Source organism: Bradyrhizobium sp. ISRA430, assembly GCF_029909975.1.
Taxonomy (GTDB): Bacteria; Pseudomonadota; Alphaproteobacteria; order Rhizobiales; family Xanthobacteraceae; genus Bradyrhizobium.
Window position 1 is genome coordinate 926,947 of record NZ_CP094516.1, and the last position, 15,926, is coordinate 942,872.

The following is a 15,926-nucleotide window of genomic DNA, read 5'->3' on the forward strand; positions in this document are numbered from 1 at the left end:
TCAGCCATAGAGCTTCACTCCGAGAAAAGCACGCGCCGCCGTGACACAGACTCCGATGACCAGGATCTGTACGGTTGCCAGCGCGGACACCAGACCGACCTCGCCCTGCGTCCAGGCCTGGAGCAGCGTGGTCCCGATCACTTCGCTGCCGGGAGCGAACAGGAAGATCGCGGTTGTGTACTCCTTGAAGAACGTAATGAAGAGGATGATGAAGCAAGCAACGAGCGCCGGCCGCAGCAAAGGCAAAACGATCCGCCGGCTCGTCGTCCACCAGTCCGCGCCCTGCGTCCGCGCGGCGCGATCGAAATCCGGGCTCATCTGCATTAGCATCGGCGCAACCGCCCCCAACCCCACGGGGATGAAGTGCATCGTGAAGGCGGCGATCAGAATCCAGATCGTGTTTCGAAGTCCTCCCAGGCCCGGAACAAGCGCAAACGCATAGAAGAACCCGATGCCCGCGACGACGCCCGGCACCGCGCGAGGAAACAACGCGATGTAGTGCAGCGGCGCTCGCCAGCGGAAATCTGAGCGCAGAACGATGATTGCGATCAGGGCGACCATCGCGGTGGCGATGACGCCACCGAGCGTGCTGACGATGAACGAGTTCCAGATCGAGCGCGGGTAGACCGGATACTCGAGCATGTTGGCGAAGTTGCCGAGAGTCAGCACCTCGGTGATCGGCACCATCGGCGACAGCAGGCTGGTGAAGGCGCGCAGCAGCAGCGCGCCGATCGGCATCACAACTGTTGCCGTGATGTAGATCGCCGAGACGATGCAAAGCGGCCAGCGCAGACTGCTCAGGCGGAAAGGGCGCGGTCGCGTGGCCTTGCCACCGAGTGTGACAAAACGCCGGGTGCTGCCGAGCAGGCGTCCTTGCAGCCAGACCAAGACGCAGACAACGGCAAGCATCAGCACGGCTGCCGTTGCCACCAGCCCGTGATCGGGGCGCGCCGACGCCACGCCGTTGTTGTAGAGGAACGTAGTCAGCACAGTGATGCCGGCGGGATCTCCGAACACCAGCGGAATCGCGAGCAGTTCCAATCCCACCGTGAAGTTCAGCACCGCACTATAGGCGATCGCCGGCATCAGCAGGGGCAGCGTGATCCGCCACAAGGTCCTCAAGGTGCCGGCGCCAGCCACGCGCGCGGCTTCCTCCAGCGTCGGATCGGTAATCGAGGCCGAGGACATGCAGTAGATGTAGGCGACCGGCGCTTGCGAGACGCCGGCGATCATCGCCATGCCCGGCAGCGAGTAGAGATTCCACGGCGCGCCGTCGAAGATCGACTGAACAAGAAGCGTCAAGTAACCGGCCGGTCCGTAAATCGTGTACCAGCCGAACGACAGCACCAGCGCCGAGAGATAGATCGGCCACAGGAACAGCTCGCCAAACAGCCGCGCAAACGGCATGTCGGTGCGGCCGAACAGCACCGCTGCCAGCGTGCCAAGCGCCTGCGAAATCACGGTAGTGAGGGTGGCGAAAACAAACGTGTTCCAGATGACGAGTGCAAAGCCGTCGGTGCGAAGCAGGCGGCCGAAGTTGCTCAGCGTGAGCTGCTGGCCGGAATCGTAGAGCGCGCGATCCAGCATAGATTGATAGAGAACGGGAAGCAGAGGCGCTGCGATCAGAACAACTGTCAGCAGCGCCATGCCGTACTGGATGACCGTATCGCGGCCGGGCAGCGGCTTCGGCAGTGCGTCCGTAGCCGTCGGCGCTAGCGCGCTGCTTGCGTCAAGCGACATTGAAAGTCTTTTTCCAGCGCGCCAGGAAGCTGTCGTAGTCCCGCAGGGCGTCCCGATCGTAGCCGATGTAGCAAATGTTCTGCTCGCCGACGGCTTGCACGATTGACGAGTATGTATGGCGGATGCCGTCGCCCGGCTGCACACCTGGTCGCGCCGGCGTCAGGCCACCCCGTCCGAATGCGCGCTGACCGTCCTCCGAGATGATGTAGTCGAGCATCAACTTGGCGGCGTTGACGTTTTTCGACCCCTTCGGAATGGCGACGCCACGCAGCACAACCGGCTGACCATCGCCGATGAAGCTCCAGCCGAGGATGCGAGCGCGCGCCGGATCATTCAGGCGGGGCCAGAAGGTGATGGCCGAAACAAACCAGCCCGTGGCGTATTCGCCGGAGGTCACCTTTTCGGTCATCGGCCCGCCGGAGCGCTCGAACCGAGGCGAAAGCTTCGCAAGCTGAGCGAACCAGTCCCAGGCCTTCTCGCCGTGCTTCTTCACGAACGCGTAGCTGATGCCATAGCCGAAGGTGGTTTGATGCACGCCGTAGCTGGTGATGCGGTTGCGCCAGGCCTTCTCGTTTGTCACCGCAAGCTCGACGAACTCCGCAAGCGTCTTGGGGCGCTTGCCGTCCGGCACCAGCGTGTTGTTCCAGATCAGCGCCATCGGATCGGACGAAACGGTGTAGACGCCGGGAAACGGCTTCGACCAGTCCGGCCACGCCTGCGCCTCGGGTGACGCATAGTCGAGGATTTCACCGCGCTCCTGGAAGTCGATCCATCCGCCCGGATCAGCCGTTGCGATGAGGTCGCAGGTGCGGCTGTTGGTGCTCCGCTCGGCCAGATAACGTTCAAAGCTCTCGCGGGACGCGGGCAGATCCAGCGTCTCGACCTTGACCTTCGGGTAGAGCTTGTTGAAGCCTTCAATCACGGGCCGCCAGTTTTCGGGCGACATGATCGAATAAATGAGTAGGCTGCTCTCGTTCTGGGCGTCCTCGATGATCTTTTGATAATTCTCAGGATATCCGTTCGGCGCAGCCTGCGCCGTGCCCCGGAGTCCTACAGTCGCGCCGAGGACCGACATCACCATCAAGCTTCTACGATCGATGCCCGACATCCATGTTCCTCCCGCCGCCGCGATTTGTTATGCACATTTATTGGCGCCAATTTGTGCGCAACTAGCTTTGACAAGTCAAGCGCTCCGAAAAGGGAAGCAGCCATGAAAGTACGGAAGGAGCAGAAGAGACTGTTGGCGGTGGAAATCGGTGCCGCCATCCTGCAAGGCGACTATCGGCCGGGCGAATGGTTGCGCCAGATCGACCTGGAGGAGGCCTTCGTTGCGAAACGTTTCGACGTCCGAAGTGCACTGACCCAACTCGCCGCAAGCGGGATGGTGACCCATGTCGAAAATCGTGGGTACCGGGTCGCACAACCCGACCTGAATGTGGTTCGCGAGATATTGGAGATCCGCATGTTGCTGGAGGTTGAAGCGGCAACGCAGGCGTTACCGAATATCGGCCCCATCGAATTTGGAAAAATCAAGCAAGCCCAGAAACTCTTTGAAGATGCTGTGGCGCGCGGCAGCAAAGCGGACCAAGCAAATACTAACGCAGCCTTTCACGACGAGATCTATCGCCATGCAGCAAACCAATCGCTCGCCAGGCTCATCGTCGAAATCCGAAATCGCGCCAGACCAGGACCGATCGCCTTGTGGCCGTCGAATGCCGAGTTGCAAAGAAGTGCTGCACACCACGTCGAGATTGTCGATGCGATCGAGTCTCGCGATCTCGCTGCACTCATTGCAGCAGTGCGGCGCCACATTGCCGAATCCGGCGCCAACTATCCGGCGCGCGATCACAGTCCGACCAAGAAGACCTGAGCAACCTTCGATTAAATTAATGGAGAGAGAGCTGAGGTGTGCTCCCGTTGGTTTGACGCAAGTTTTGGCGTGGCGCGCTGATTCAATCCGTGCCTGAAAGAAACTAACCCCGCCCGCGATAGGGCGCGACGCCCTGCTCGGGTACCCAGAGGCCCCTTGGCACGCGGCCGGTCTGCCAGAATACGTCGATCGGAATGCCGCCGCGCGGGTACCAGTAGCCGCCGATGCGCAGCCATTTTGGCTTGATCTCGGAGGCGATGCGCTTGCCGATCATCACGGTGCAATCCTCGTGGAAGGCGCCGTGATTGCGAAAGCTCGCGATGTAGAGTTTGAGCGACTTCGACTCCAGCAGCCACGCGCCCGGTGCGTAATCGATCATCAGATGCGCGAAATCCGGCTGGCCCGTGACCGGGCAGAGCGAGGTGAATTCCGGCACGGTGAAGCGCACCAGATAGTCCGTACCCTTTTGCGGATTGGGCACGCGGTCGAGCTGGGCTTCTTCCGGTGTGTGCGGCCACTCGACCGCGCGGCCGAGCTGGAGAGATTTTTTCGCCATCGTCGTCATCCTTTTGCGGATGTCGGGATGGACGCAATTGTGGCCGTCGTCAACCGGCGGCGATGGTCTGGATCATGACGATCCGGTCGTTGCCGGATTCGCAGCCCCACAGCTCGCCCGGCCGGCCGTCGAGCTGACGGACATTGGCATTCGCCTTGTCGCTGGCGAACACGTTGAACTGCTCGCTCGCCGGATCAAACCGGAGAATCGCGTTCGCCGAGAAGTCGGTCAGCCAGACCTTGTCCTTGTCGTCGACATAGACCGCGTAGGTGCGGGGGCGCTCGCCCGGCAGCTTCCAGCTCTTCCATGAGCCGTCGGCGGGATCGTGCACCGACACATGCCCGCTGTTCCACTCGCTGACCCAGATCCGGCTCTTCGAATCCGACCAGACGCGCCGTGCCCCCTGGTTCGGCGTCGGCGGCTCGACGACATGAGCATTGCCGGTGGCCGGATCGATCTTGGCGATATAGCTCCCCGCAAGCGAGGCGTACCAGATGTCACCCTTGGGCGTGGCCGTGATGCCGTAGGGACCGACGCCCTTCGGCGCCTTGAACACGCTCATCTCGCCGGACTTCGGCGCGAGGCGGCCGTAGTAACCGGATTGTCCGGTGAACCAGTAGGTCCCGGACTTGTCGAACACGCCGGTGTTGAGATTGGCGGAAGCGAATTTCTCAGGCAGGCGGAACAACGTGACCTTGAGGTCGCTAGGGTCGACACGCGCGATCGCGTTCTGGCCGCCCTCAGTGATCCACGGCGCGCCGTCGGGACCGATCGTCACGCCGTGGGGCGCTGCGCCTTGTCCGAGGCTGACGGTCTCGTACGAGCCATCCTTCGGATCGAGCCTGCCGAGCATGCCCTTGCCTTGTGCGGTGAACCAGATGCGGCCATCGGGCGCCGGCGTGAGATCGTGCAGGCCGATGCCGGGGCTGATGGGGAAATATTTCGTCCGGAACGGGGCCTCTTGGGCAAAACTTGGGCGAACCGTGAGAAGGGCGACACTCGAGGCAAGAAACTGGCGACGATTCATGGCGTTACCCCGACTGTTTCAGATTGAGGTTGGACGCGCAGATCAGATGCGGTCGAGCTTAGTCTGAGGCACTTCACGCGTCAGTCGAAGCGGCCGGTCCAAGCGTTCACATTTGCTTGCGCTCCGTGTAAGACGCGCGGCGAACCGATCAGCTCCAACGAACGGAAGTGCAACATCATGACCGCCATTGTCGACATCATCGGCCGCGAAATCCTGGACAGCCGCGGCAATCCCACCGTCGAGGTCGACGTCGTGCTGGAGGACGGCTCGCTCGGCCGCGCCGCGGTGCCGTCCGGCGCGTCCACCGGTGCCCACGAGGCGGTGGAACTGCGCGACGGCGACAAGGCCCGTTATCTCGGCAAGGGCGTTTCCAAGGCCGTCGGTGCCGTCAACGGCGAGATCTTCGAGGCCTTGAGCGGCATCGATGTCGAGCATCAGGTCCAGATCGACCAGATCATGATCGACCTCGACGGCACGCCGAACAAGAGCCGGTTAGGTGCCAACGCCATCCTCGGCGTTTCGCTCGCCTGCGCCAAGGCGGCCGCGAACTCGCTCGACATGCCGCTCTATCGCTATGTCGGCGGCACCTCGGCGCGGCTTCTGCCGGTGCCGATGATGAACATCATCAATGGCGGCGTGCATGCCGACAATCCGATCGACTTCCAGGAATTCATGATCCTGCCGGTCGGTGCGCCGACCTTCGCCGAGGGCCTGCGCTACGGCGCCGAAGTCTTCCACACGCTGAAGTCCGAGCTGAAGAAGGCCGGCCACAACACCAATGTCGGCGACGAGGGCGGCTTCGCCCCGAATCTGCCGTCGGCCGACGCCGCGCTCGACTTCGTCGTGAACGCGATCGGCAAGGCCGGCTTCAAGGTGGGCAGCGACGTCGTGCTCGGCCTCGACTGCGCCTCGACCGAGTTCTTCAAGGACGGCAAGTACGTCTATGAAGGCGAGGGCAAGACCCGCTCGGTGTCCGAACAGGCCAAGTATCTCGCCGATCTCGTCTCGCGCTATCCGATCGTCACCATCGAGGACGGCATGTCCGAAGACGACATGGACGGCTGGAAAGAGCTCACAGACCTGATCGGCAACAAGTGCCAGCTCGTCGGCGATGATCTCTTCGTCACCAACGTCAAGCGCCTGTCGGACGGCATCAAGGCAGGACGCGCCAACTCGATCCTGATCAAGGTCAACCAGATCGGTACGCTGACCGAGACGCTCGCCGCCGTCGAGATGGCGCACAAGGCCGGCTACACCTCGGTGATGTCGCACCGCTCCGGTGAGACCGAGGATTCCACCATCGCCGATCTCGCGGTCGCCACCAATTGCGGTCAGATCAAGACCGGCTCCCTTGCGCGCTCCGATCGCACCGCCAAATACAATCAGCTCCTGCGCATCGAGCAGCAGCTCGGCAAGCAGGCGCTCTATGCCGGCAAGGCGGCGCTGAAGGCGCTGGCATAAGCCGGCGCTTTGACAGAACACGGGAGGATCGACATGAGCGACGGCAAGACCGGACTGCAACTGCGTTCGCTGATCAAGGCGAGCGGTGAGCTGGAAATCTCGCTCGTCGACGTGCCGACCCCCGAACCCGCCGCGGACGAGGTCGTCGTCCGCGTCGAGGCGACGCCGATCAACCCGTCCGACCTCGGCCTGCTCGTCGGCGCCGCCGACATGAGCACGGCCAAGGCCTCGGGTACGAAAGCTTCGCCCGTGATCACCGCACAGGTGCCCGCAGCCGCGCTGCGGGCGATGGCAGGCCGGCTCGACCAGTCCATGCCGGTCGGCAATGAGGGCGCCGGCGTCGTCATCAGGACCGGCTCGTCGGATGCTCCGAAAGCGCTGATGGGCAAGACGGTGGCGATGATCGGCGGCGCGATGTACGCGCAATATCGCACGCTGAAGGTGAGGGAGTGTCTGCCGCTGCCGGCCGGCACGACGCCCGCCGAAGGCGCATCCTGCTTCGTCAATCCACTCACAGCGCTCGGCATGACCGAGACCATGCGTCGCGAAGGCCACAAGGCGCTGGTGCACACCGCGGCTGCCTCCAATCTCGGGCAGATGCTGAACAAGATCTGCCTCAAGGACGGCATCCCGCTCGTCAACATCGTGCGCAGCAAAGAGCAGGCGGACATCCTGAAGAAGATCGGCGCAAAGCATGTCGTCGACTCCACCTCGCCGAGCTTTCTTGGCGATCTCACCGACGCGCTGGTCGAGACCGGCGCCACCATCGCCTTCGACGCCATCGGCGGCGGCAAGCTCGCCGGTGACATCCTCAATTGCATGGAAGCCGCGATCAACAAGACCGCGAAAGAATATAGCCGCTACGGCTCCAACGTGCACAAGCAGGTCTATGTCTACGGCGCGCTCGACACGCGACCGATCGAACTGCCGCGCGGCTTCGGCATGGCCTGGGGCGTCGGCGGCTGGCTGCTGTTTCCGTTCCTGATGAAGATCGGGCAGGCCGATGCCGCCAAGCTGCGTCAGCGCGTGGTCGACGAATTGAAGACCACCTTTGCCAGCCACTACACCAGGGTGGTCTCGCTCCAGGAAGCGCTCGATCCGGCCAACATCGCCGTGTACGCCAAACGGGCTACCGGCGAAAAATTCCTCATCAACCCAAATAAATCTTCGTGATGTGCTAGGGCACGTCGCCCAAAGAAGGTCTTGCCTTCTGAGCGAAGCGGGAGAACATTCGCGCCGCAATTGAAAGCGGGACAAACCGCACGCAAAGGGGACATCTCCATGACAGATCTCAATCGCCGCCACTTGCTCGCGGGCGCGGCCGCCGTCGGCGCGGCTGCCGTGACCGGACTGGGACCGACCGTTGCCAATGGCGCAGTGCCGCAAAGCGGAGCACAGGCGCCGGGCTTCTACCGCTACAAGATCGGCAGCTTCGAATGCACCTCGATCAACGACGGCGCGCGCAGCTTCCCGATGCCCGACAAGTTCGTCGTCAACGTTCCGAAGGAAGAGGCGCTCGCCGCCGCCGATGCCGCCTACATGCCGAAGGGCATGGTCACGATCCCGTTCAATCCGCAGCTCATCAACACCGGCTCCAAGCTGGTGCTGATCGACAGCGGCAACGGCGTTGCGAATTTCGAGGCGAGCAAGGGCGCGGTCGGCCGTACCCTGCAGAACCTCGCGGCCGCCGGCGTCGATCCCAAGAGCATCGACATCGTGTTGCTGTCGCATCTGCATCCCGACCATACCAACGGCATCCGTTTGGCCGACGGCTCGCTTGCCTTCCCGAATGCGGAGATCATGGTGCCGGCGAAGGACTGGGAGTTTTGGGCCAGCGAGGAGAACGCGGGCAAGGCCTCCAGCGACATGATGAAGAACTACTTCGCGAACGTGAAGAAGACGTTCGCCGGGCTCGAGTCGAAGGTGACGAAGTACGAATGGGGCAAGGAAGTTGCGCCCGGCATCACCTCGATCGCGACGCCCGGCCATACGCCTGGCCACACCTCGTTCGCGGTTGCCTCGGGCAACGCGAAAGTGCTGATCCAGTCCGACGTCACCAACATTCCGGAGCTGTTCCTGCGCAATCCGGATTGGCACGTGGCATTCGACACTGATGCAGCGCTGGCGCAGGAGACCCGCCACAAGTTCTACGACATGGCGGCGGCGGAGAAGGCGACTGTGGTCGGCTTCCACTTCACCTTCCCCTCGGTCGGCCATGTCGAGAAAGACGGCGCGAAATATCGCCTGATCCCGTCGGCCTGGAATCCGACGATCTGATCGCGCACGCCATCGGAAACATCAGGCCGCCTTCGGGCGGCCTGATTGTTTTGGGCAACAGTTCAATTCCGTGAACGCAGCGTTTCCAAATCGGCACGGTTCATGCACTTGCATCCACTGATGCAGCCGGATTAAGTGCGCGACTATCCCGCTGGAGATTAAGGACACAAACCATGGCCTATCACATCGTCACGCTCGTCGGCAGCCTGCGCAAGGAAGGCTTTTCCATCAAGATCGCCAATGCCCTCGCCAAGCTTGCCCCGAGCTCGCTCTCGCTCGAAGTGGTGACGCCAGCGGGCATTTCCTTCTTCAACCAGGACCTCGAGGGCGCGCCGCCCGCCGACTGGCTGGCCTTCCGTGAAAAGCTCCAGAAGTCGAACGGCGTGCTGTTTGTCACCCCCGAATACAACCGCTCGATCCCGGGCGTGCTGAAGAACGCCATCGATGTCGCCTCGCGGCCCTATGGCAAGAGCTCCTTCAACGGCAAGCCGGCTGGCATCATCTCCAACTCGCCGGGTCCGCTCGGTGGTGTCAGCGCAGCCAAGCATCTCCAGAACATCCTGCCCGGCATTGCCGGCCCGATCCTCCAGCAGCCGGAGATTTACCTGAACGGCGTCGGCGACGCCTTCGATGCCGCGGGCAACCTGACCAAGGACTCCCTGAAGACCGTCCTGCAGCAGTACCTCGACGCCTTCGCCGCGCACGTCGCGAAGAACCAGGGCTGACGTAAACACTGCCCGCAACATCGTAGGTCCTCATCCTGAGGAGACCGCGAAGCGGTCATCTCGAAGGATGGCCGCGGGAGACAGCCGGGCCTTCATGGTTCGAGACGGCGCTTCGCGCCTCCTCGCCATGAGGGTCTGGTCGCGTGGTCGGGCAGGGGTAGGCCAGCAAGCTGGAATTAGCACTCCCTTAACCAACCTGTCCCATCTTGCCGGACATGGTCTCCCGCGCGCGCCTGAAGTCGATCCTGACCGGCCTTGCTCTCTACACGATGGCGGCCGCCATCGTCGGCTATTTCGGCATCAATGCCTATACCGGCAAGTACGGCCTGAACGCGCGCCAGGAGCTCGACCAGGAGATCATCGCGCTGACCAGCGAACTGGCGCAGCTCAAGCGCGAGCGCGCCAGGAGCGAGCAGCGCGTGTCACTGCTCCGCAGGGAAAAGATCGACCCGGATATGCTCGACGAGCGGGCGCGCTTCCAGCTCGACTACGTCAATCCGCATGATCTCGTTCGGATGAACCCGACGAACTGACGCTTTCCGAAACTTCCGCAACTGGTGTCGAAAGTCGGCGTCGACTTCCGATAGCCTCGTACCGAAAGTCGTAAGGCGTTGTCGGATTGTCGCCTTGACGGCGGCGCGGCGCTGGGTTCATGGCATGGGCTGCGTGCAGGGCCGGCCAAGGTTGACGCAGATCAATCGGGCTGTGCCGCCACCGCGTAGACTGTTCTCGGAGGAAACAGTGATGAATGGGCCAATGTCCCGGCATCACGCGGCCCGCGTCGAGGCCGCCATCGTATCAGGCCAGGCGGCCCGCTCCGCGCTCGTGGCCTCGTGGCGGCGCGCGTCCCGACTGCATCACCTCGATCCTGGCGGCCGCAGCCCGCCGCTGCGGCTGAGCGACGCCGAATTGCGCCAGGCGCGCGAGCGCATCGGGCCGCTTCTGGCGGCCGCGCAAGCCGCGATGGACCGGCTTTATCAGGCTGTGGGCGCAGCCGGCTGCTGCGTGCTGCTTGCCGACGGGAAGGGCGTGCCGGTCGACCGTCGCGGCACGCCGGCCGACGACGCGACGTTTCAATCCTGGGGCCTGTGGACCGGCGCGCTGTGGAGCGAGGAGCACGAGGGCACCAACGGCATCGGCACCTGCGTTGTCGAGCAGCGGCCGCTGACGATCGACCGCGACCAGCACTTCTTCACCCGCAATACGCTTCTGAGTTGCACCGCCGTTCCGATCTACGACCATAACGGGATGTTTGCCGGCGTACTCGACGTCTCCTCCTGCCGCGCCGACCGCACCGACGCCATCTCCAGCCTGATCGCGCTTGCGGCGGGCGAAGCGGCAAAGCGCATCGAGGCCGATCTGTTTCGCCGCGCCTTTGCCCATGCCCGCATCCTGCTGACGCCTGCCTCCGACGGCCAGGGCGGCGGTCTCGTCGCGGTCGATGCTGATGATCTCGTGATTGGCGCGACCCGATCCGCCCGGGTGGGACTCGGGATCGCGCCCGGTCGCCCGTTACGGCCGATGCCTGCGGCCGATCTTCTCGGCGGCGATACGGCGCACGATCATCTTGCCGGCGGTCAGCGCGCGGTGCTGCAGCGGGCGCTGCTGCGCGCGGGCGGCAATGTTTCGGCGGCCGCCAAGGCCCTCGGCGTCAGCCGTGCCACGCTGCATCGAAAGCTTAAGCGGTTTGAACTGAAGCACTAAGCCCCAGTTCCTTTCCACGCACATAACTGAACCCTCATGGTGAGGAGGCGCGAAGCGCCGTCTCGAACCATGAAAGGCCCCGCTGTCGCCCGCGGCCATCCTTCGAGGCGCCCAACGGGCGTGCTCCTCGGGATGAGGCCGGGGTATCTTGTGGCCACGTCACCTGTCGCAGAACTGCGACAGGTCGGCCTGACCATCGCTTCCGCCCGGGCTGACAGGAAATCGCTCCCGCGAGATCGTCGGTGCAAGTCGCACAGGCGCAAACGCACGCGACGAATTGCGCAAACAGCAACATCGGGAGTGATCAATGAACAAGGTGGAATTCCTCAGCGTCACCAAAGTTCCCTTCGCCGCACGCTATGACAATTTCATCGGCGGCAAGTTCGTCGCGCCGATCTCGGGGCGGTATTTCGACAACGCCTCGCCGGTGAATGGCCAAGTCGTCTGCAAGATCGCGCGCTCCGACCATCAAGACGTCGAGGTCGCGCTCGACGCTGCGCACGCCGCCAAGGCCGCCTGGGGCCGCACCAGCGCCGCCGGACGCGCCGCGATCCTGAACAAGATCGCCGACCGCATGGAGCAGAATCTCGAGCGCCTTGCGATCGCCGAGACCTGGGACAATGGCAAGCCGATCCGTGAGACCCGCGCTGCCGACCTGCCGCTCGCGATCGATCACTTCCGCTATTTCGCCGGCGTCGTGCGCGCCCAGGAAGGCTCGATCGGCGAGATCGATCACGACACCATCGCCTACCATTTCCATGAACCGCTCGGCGTCGTCGGCCAGATCATTCCCTGGAATTTCCCGTTGTTAATGGCGTGCTGGAAGCTTGCGCCGGCGCTCGCCGCCGGCAATTGCGTGGTGCTCAAGCCCGCCGAGCAGACGCCGGCCTCGATCATGGTGTGGGCCGAGATCATCGGCGACCTTCTGCCGCCCGGCGTCCTCAACATCGTCAACGGCTTTGGCCTCGAAGCCGGCAAGCCGCTCGCCTCGAGCCCGCGGATCGCCAAGATCGCCTTCACCGGCGAGACCACGACGGGCCGGCTGATCATGCAATATGCCAGCCAGAACCTCATTCCCGTCACGCTCGAGCTCGGCGGCAAATCGCCGAACATCTTCTTCAAGGACGTGGCTGCAGAAGATGACGACTTCTTCGATAAGGCGATCGAAGGCTTTGTGATGTTTGCGCTCAATCAGGGCGAGGTCTGCACCTGTCCGAGCCGCGCGCTGATCCATGAGGATATCTACGACCGCTTCATGGAGCGGGCGTTAAAGCGTGTCGCTGCCATCAAGCAGGGCGATCCGCGCGAGGCCGATACGATGATCGGCGCCCAAGCCTCCGGCGAGCAGTTGGAGAAGATTCTGTCGTATATCGACATCGGCAGGAGCGAGGGCGCAAAGGTTTTGGCCGGCGGTGGCCGCGCCAGCCTGAGCGGCGATCTCGCCGGCGGCTACTACGTCCAGCCAACCGTATTCCAGGGTCACAACAAGATGCGGATCTTCCAGGAGGAGATCTTTGGGCCCGTCGTTTCGGTCACGACCTTCAAGACCGACGATGAGGCACTCGCGATCGCCAACGACACGCTCTACGGCCTTGGGGCCGGCGTCTGGAGCCGCGATGCCAACCGCTGCTACCGCTTCGGCCGCGCCATCCAGGCCGGTCGGGTCTGGACCAACTGCTATCACGCTTATCCCGCGCACGCAGCGTTTGGCGGCTACAAGCAGTCGGGCGTGGGGCGCGAGACCCACAAGATGATGCTCGATCACTACCAGCAGACCAAGAACCTGCTCGTCAGCTACAGCCCGAAGAAGCTCGGCTTCTTCTGACAAGGACTTGATCGGCAGAGCCGACAAGGACTTGATCGATCGGCGGAGCGGAGAGGGCGGCGCCGTTGCGGCGCCGCCTTGCTCCAAATCGATACCTCGCACCTTGACGCGGTCTCGAATCTGGTCCGCACGCCGCGGCGATTAGATTTGTTGCCCGATCGGCGCCAAACATTTTGCAATATTTCGGCCACGTTGCAGTGCGGCATAAATGAAAGCCGCGCCGCGGCGCCGCAGCGCTTTCGCATGCGTTTGACTTGGGTTAGAGAGGGCGAAAGTTTTCTCTGACCCGGAATTCCCATGGCCGCACCCAAGAAAGCCGCCGCAAGCGCTCCACAGGACAAGACCAACGGCGGCTCGCCACCGGGATTCACGAAGGAACAGGAGCTCAAGGCGCTCCGCGACATGCTCCTGATCCGGCGGTTCGAGGAAAAGGCTGGCCAGCTCTACGGCATGGGCGCGATTGGCGGCTTCTGCCATCTTTATATCGGCCAGGAGGCCGTGGTGGTCGGCATGCAGATGGCCCTGAAGGACGGCGATCAGGTCATCACCGGTTACCGCGATCACGGCCACATGCTCGCCACCGGCATGGAGGCCAAGGGCGTCATGGCCGAGCTCACCGGCCGCCGCGGCGGATATTCCAAGGGCAAGGGCGGCTCCATGCACATGTTCAGCGTGGAGAAGAAGTTTTACGGCGGCCATGGCATCGTCGGCGCCCAGGTCTCGCTCGGTGCGGGGCTCGCCTTCGCCAATCACTATCGCGGCAACGACAACGTCGCCGTCACCTATTTCGGCGATGGTGCTGCCAATCAAGGCCAGGTCTATGAGAGCTTCAACATGGCGGAGCTCTGGAAACTGCCGGTGATCTTCGTCATCGAGAACAATCGCTACGCCATGGGCACGTCGGTCTCGCGCGCCTCGGCGCAGCAGGATTTTTCCAAGCGCGGCCTGTCCTTCAACATCCCCGGTCATCAGGTCGACGGCATGGACGTCCGCGCGGTGAAGGCCGCCGCCGACGAGGCGGTCGCCTGGTGCCGCGCCGGCAAGGGTCCGGTCATCCTGGAAATGCAGACCTACCGCTATCGCGGCCACTCGATGTCCGATCCCGCAAAGTACCGAACGCGCGAGGAGGTCGAGAAGGTTCGCCACGACCAGGATCCGATCGAGCAGGTGCGCAACCGCCTGCTGGCGGCCAAGGTGAGCGAACAGGATCTCAAGGCGATCGACGCCGAGGTTCGCGACATCGTCAACGCCTCCGCCGACTTTGCCCAGCATGACCCCGAGCCGGATGCTTCCGAGCTCTGGACCGACGTTTACCGCTGAACGCGCGCAAGCTTTCTTTTGGAGTCGATATGCCAATTCAAGTGCTGATGCCCGCGCTCTCGCCCACGATGGAAAAGGGCAACCTCGCCAAATGGCTGAAAAAAGAGGGCGAGCAGATCAAGTCGGGTGATGTGATCGCCGAGATCGAGACCGACAAGGCGACCATGGAGGTCGAGGCGACCGACGAGGGGACGCTTGGCCAGATCCTGATCCCCGAAGGCACCGCCGACGTTGCCGTGAACACGCCGATCGCGACGATCCTTGCCGACGGCGAGAGCGCCGCTGATCTTGCCAAGGCACCGGCGCCCGCCAAGCAGGAGAAGGCCGCGGAAGCGCCGCCTGCCGCAGCGAAGGCCGAGGCGCCGCAGCCGAAGCCCGCTGCGCCCTCCGCGCCGCGGGCCGTCGCCGAGCCCGATCCGGAAGTGCCCGCCGGCACCGAAATGGTGACGCAGACCATCCGCGAAGCCCTGCGCGATGCCATGGCCGAGGAGATGCGCCGCGACGCCGACGTCTTCGTGATGGGCGAAGAGGTCGCCGAATATCAGGGCGCCTACAAGGTCACCCAGGGCCTGCTCCAGGAATTCGGCGCGAGGCGCGTGATCGACACCCCGATCACCGAGCACGGCTTTGCCGGTGTCGGCATCGGCGCCGCGATGGCCGGGCTGAAGCCGGTCGTCGAGTTCATGACCTTCAACTTCGCCATGCAGGCGATGGACCAGATCATCAACTCCGCCGCCAAGACGCTCTATATGTCCGGCGGCCAGATGGGCTGCTCGATCGTGTTCCGCGGACCCAACGGCGCGGCCGCCCGCGTCGCCGCGCAGCACAGCCAGGATTACTCCGCCTGGTACTCGCACATTCCAGGCCTGAAGGTGGTCGCGCCTTATTCGGCGGCCGACGCCAAGGGTCTGCTCAAGGCCGCGATCCGCGATCCCAATCCGGTGATCTTCCTCGAGAACGAGGTGCTCTACGGCCATACCGGTGAGGTGCCGAAGCTCGACGACTACGTGATCCCGATCGGCAAGGCGCGAATCGTGCGCTCGGGCGGCCACGTCACCATCATCTCCTGGTCGAACGGCATGACCTACGCGCTCAAGGCCGCCGACGAGCTTGCCAAGGACGGCATCGAGGCCGAGGTCATCGATCTGCGCACGCTGCGGCCGATGGACACCGAGACCATCGTCAACTCGGTCAAGAAGACCGGCCGGGCGGTCACGGTGGAGGAGGGCTGGGCGCAAAGCGGCGTTGGCGCCGAGATCGCCGCCCGCATCATGGAGCACGCTTTCGACTATCTCGACGCGCCGGTGACGCGCGTCTCCGGCAAGGATGTGCCGATGCCCTATGCCGCGAACCTGGAGAAGCTTGCGCTGCCCTCGGCGGCTGAAGTGGTCGAGGCCGCCAAAGCGGTCTGCTACAGGTAG

Annotated in this window: 14 protein-coding genes; 10 read left to right on the plus strand and 4 right to left on the minus strand. The window is 63.5% G+C overall.

The features are described from left to right. Positions 1–1,740 carry an iron ABC transporter permease gene (locus MTX21_RS04810; RefSeq protein ID WP_280970764.1) on the minus strand — a complete coding sequence of 580 codons (1,740 nt, stop codon included), beginning with the start codon at positions 1,738–1,740 and terminating at the stop codon, positions 1–3. Beyond that, on the minus strand, positions 1,730–2,848 hold the full coding sequence (locus MTX21_RS04815) for an extracellular solute-binding protein (protein WP_280970765.1): 1,119 nt from the start codon (positions 2,846–2,848) through the stop codon (positions 1,730–1,732). The genes MTX21_RS04810 and MTX21_RS04815 overlap by 11 nt, the downstream gene beginning before the upstream one ends. 102 nt (positions 2,849–2,950) lie before the next feature. Here MTX21_RS04815 and MTX21_RS04820 point away from each other — a divergent pair, with 102 nt between their 5' ends. Next, positions 2,951–3,610: a GntR family transcriptional regulator gene (locus tag MTX21_RS04820; RefSeq protein ID WP_280970766.1), complete on the plus strand. Its 660-nt coding sequence runs from the start codon at positions 2,951–2,953 to the stop codon at positions 3,608–3,610. A gap of 103 nt (positions 3,611–3,713) precedes the next feature. On the opposite strand, the gene queF is transcribed toward MTX21_RS04820, so the two are convergent. Together queF and MTX21_RS04830 are read right to left on the minus strand one after the other, a co-directional pair. Further along, complete coding sequence (gene queF, locus MTX21_RS04825) at positions 3,714–4,175, minus strand: preQ(1) synthase (protein ID WP_280970767.1); 462 nt, start codon at positions 4,173–4,175, stop codon at positions 3,714–3,716. 40 nt (positions 4,176–4,215) lie between these two features. Beyond that, complete coding sequence (locus MTX21_RS04830) at positions 4,216–5,193, minus strand: lyase (RefSeq protein ID WP_280970768.1); 978 nt, start codon at positions 5,191–5,193, stop codon at positions 4,216–4,218. Positions 5,194–5,370: 177 nt separating this feature from the next. Between MTX21_RS04830 and eno the strand changes: the two genes are divergently transcribed. The 9 genes from eno to MTX21_RS04875 all read left to right on the plus strand — a co-directional run bounded on the left by eno (position 5,371) and on the right by MTX21_RS04875 (position 15,926). Continuing rightward, positions 5,371–6,654, plus strand: a complete 1,284-nt coding sequence (gene eno, locus MTX21_RS04835) for a phosphopyruvate hydratase (RefSeq protein ID WP_280970769.1) — start codon at positions 5,371–5,373, stop codon at positions 6,652–6,654. A gap of 33 nt (positions 6,655–6,687) precedes the next feature. Then, positions 6,688–7,827, plus strand: a complete 1,140-nt coding sequence (locus MTX21_RS04840) for a zinc-binding dehydrogenase (protein ID WP_280970770.1) — start codon at positions 6,688–6,690, stop codon at positions 7,825–7,827. A gap of 108 nt (positions 7,828–7,935) precedes the next feature. Next, entirely contained in the window at positions 7,936–8,931 is a 996-nt protein-coding gene (locus tag MTX21_RS04845) for an MBL fold metallo-hydrolase (RefSeq protein ID WP_280970771.1), read from the plus strand. A gap of 173 nt (positions 8,932–9,104) precedes the next feature. Then, on the plus strand, positions 9,105–9,656 hold the full coding sequence (locus MTX21_RS04850) for an NADPH-dependent FMN reductase (RefSeq protein ID WP_280970772.1): 552 nt from the start codon (positions 9,105–9,107) through the stop codon (positions 9,654–9,656). A 215-nt stretch (positions 9,657–9,871) separates the two neighbouring features. Further along, complete coding sequence (locus tag MTX21_RS04855) at positions 9,872–10,189, plus strand: septum formation initiator family protein (protein WP_280970969.1); 318 nt, start codon at positions 9,872–9,874, stop codon at positions 10,187–10,189. Positions 10,190–10,400: 211 nt separating this feature from the next. Next, entirely contained in the window at positions 10,401–11,360 is a 960-nt protein-coding gene (locus tag MTX21_RS04860) for a GAF domain-containing protein (RefSeq protein ID WP_280970773.1), read from the plus strand. A gap of 307 nt (positions 11,361–11,667) precedes the next feature. Continuing rightward, positions 11,668–13,185, plus strand: coding sequence for an aldehyde dehydrogenase (adh, locus tag MTX21_RS04865; RefSeq protein ID WP_280970774.1), 1,518 nt, complete (start codon positions 11,668–11,670; stop codon positions 13,183–13,185). Positions 13,186–13,482: 297 nt separating this feature from the next. Then, positions 13,483–14,505, plus strand: coding sequence for a pyruvate dehydrogenase (acetyl-transferring) E1 component subunit alpha (pdhA, locus tag MTX21_RS04870; protein ID WP_280970775.1), 1,023 nt, complete (start codon positions 13,483–13,485; stop codon positions 14,503–14,505). Between the two features lie 29 nt (positions 14,506–14,534). Next, positions 14,535–15,926, plus strand: a complete 1,392-nt coding sequence (locus MTX21_RS04875; RefSeq protein ID WP_280970776.1) for a pyruvate dehydrogenase complex E1 component subunit beta — start codon at positions 14,535–14,537, stop codon at positions 15,924–15,926.

What these genes read in the sequence shown, in the direction of transcription:
- MTX21_RS04840 (WP_280970770.1), top strand. Translation starts at nt 6,688, where the DNA reads ATGAGCGACGGCAAGACCGGACTGCAACTGCGTTCGCTGATCAAGGCG.
- MTX21_RS04845 (WP_280970771.1), top strand. Translation starts at nt 7,936, where the DNA reads ATGACAGATCTCAATCGCCGCCACTTGCTCGCGGGCGCGGCCGCCGTC.
- MTX21_RS04875 (WP_280970776.1), top strand. Translation starts at nt 14,535, where the DNA reads ATGCCAATTCAAGTGCTGATGCCCGCGCTCTCGCCCACGATGGAAAAG.
- pdhA (WP_280970775.1), top strand. Translation starts at nt 13,483, where the DNA reads ATGGCCGCACCCAAGAAAGCCGCCGCAAGCGCTCCACAGGACAAGACC.
- adh (WP_280970774.1), top strand. Translation starts at nt 11,668, where the DNA reads ATGAACAAGGTGGAATTCCTCAGCGTCACCAAAGTTCCCTTCGCCGCA.
- MTX21_RS04855 (WP_280970969.1), top strand. Translation starts at nt 9,872, where the DNA reads ATGGTCTCCCGCGCGCGCCTGAAGTCGATCCTGACCGGCCTTGCTCTC.
- MTX21_RS04815 (WP_280970765.1), bottom strand. Translation starts at nt 2,848, where the DNA reads ATGTCGGGCATCGATCGTAGAAGCTTGATGGTGATGTCGGTCCTCGGC.
- MTX21_RS04810 (WP_280970764.1), bottom strand. Translation starts at nt 1,740, where the DNA reads ATGTCGCTTGACGCAAGCAGCGCGCTAGCGCCGACGGCTACGGACGCA.
- MTX21_RS04830 (WP_280970768.1), bottom strand. Translation starts at nt 5,193, where the DNA reads ATGAATCGTCGCCAGTTTCTTGCCTCGAGTGTCGCCCTTCTCACGGTT.
- eno (WP_280970769.1), top strand. Translation starts at nt 5,371, where the DNA reads ATGACCGCCATTGTCGACATCATCGGCCGCGAAATCCTGGACAGCCGC.
- MTX21_RS04850 (WP_280970772.1), top strand. Translation starts at nt 9,105, where the DNA reads ATGGCCTATCACATCGTCACGCTCGTCGGCAGCCTGCGCAAGGAAGGC.
- queF (WP_280970767.1), bottom strand. Translation starts at nt 4,175, where the DNA reads ATGACGACGATGGCGAAAAAATCTCTCCAGCTCGGCCGCGCGGTCGAG.
- MTX21_RS04860 (WP_280970773.1), top strand. Translation starts at nt 10,401, where the DNA reads ATGAATGGGCCAATGTCCCGGCATCACGCGGCCCGCGTCGAGGCCGCC.
- MTX21_RS04820 (WP_280970766.1), top strand. Translation starts at nt 2,951, where the DNA reads ATGAAAGTACGGAAGGAGCAGAAGAGACTGTTGGCGGTGGAAATCGGT.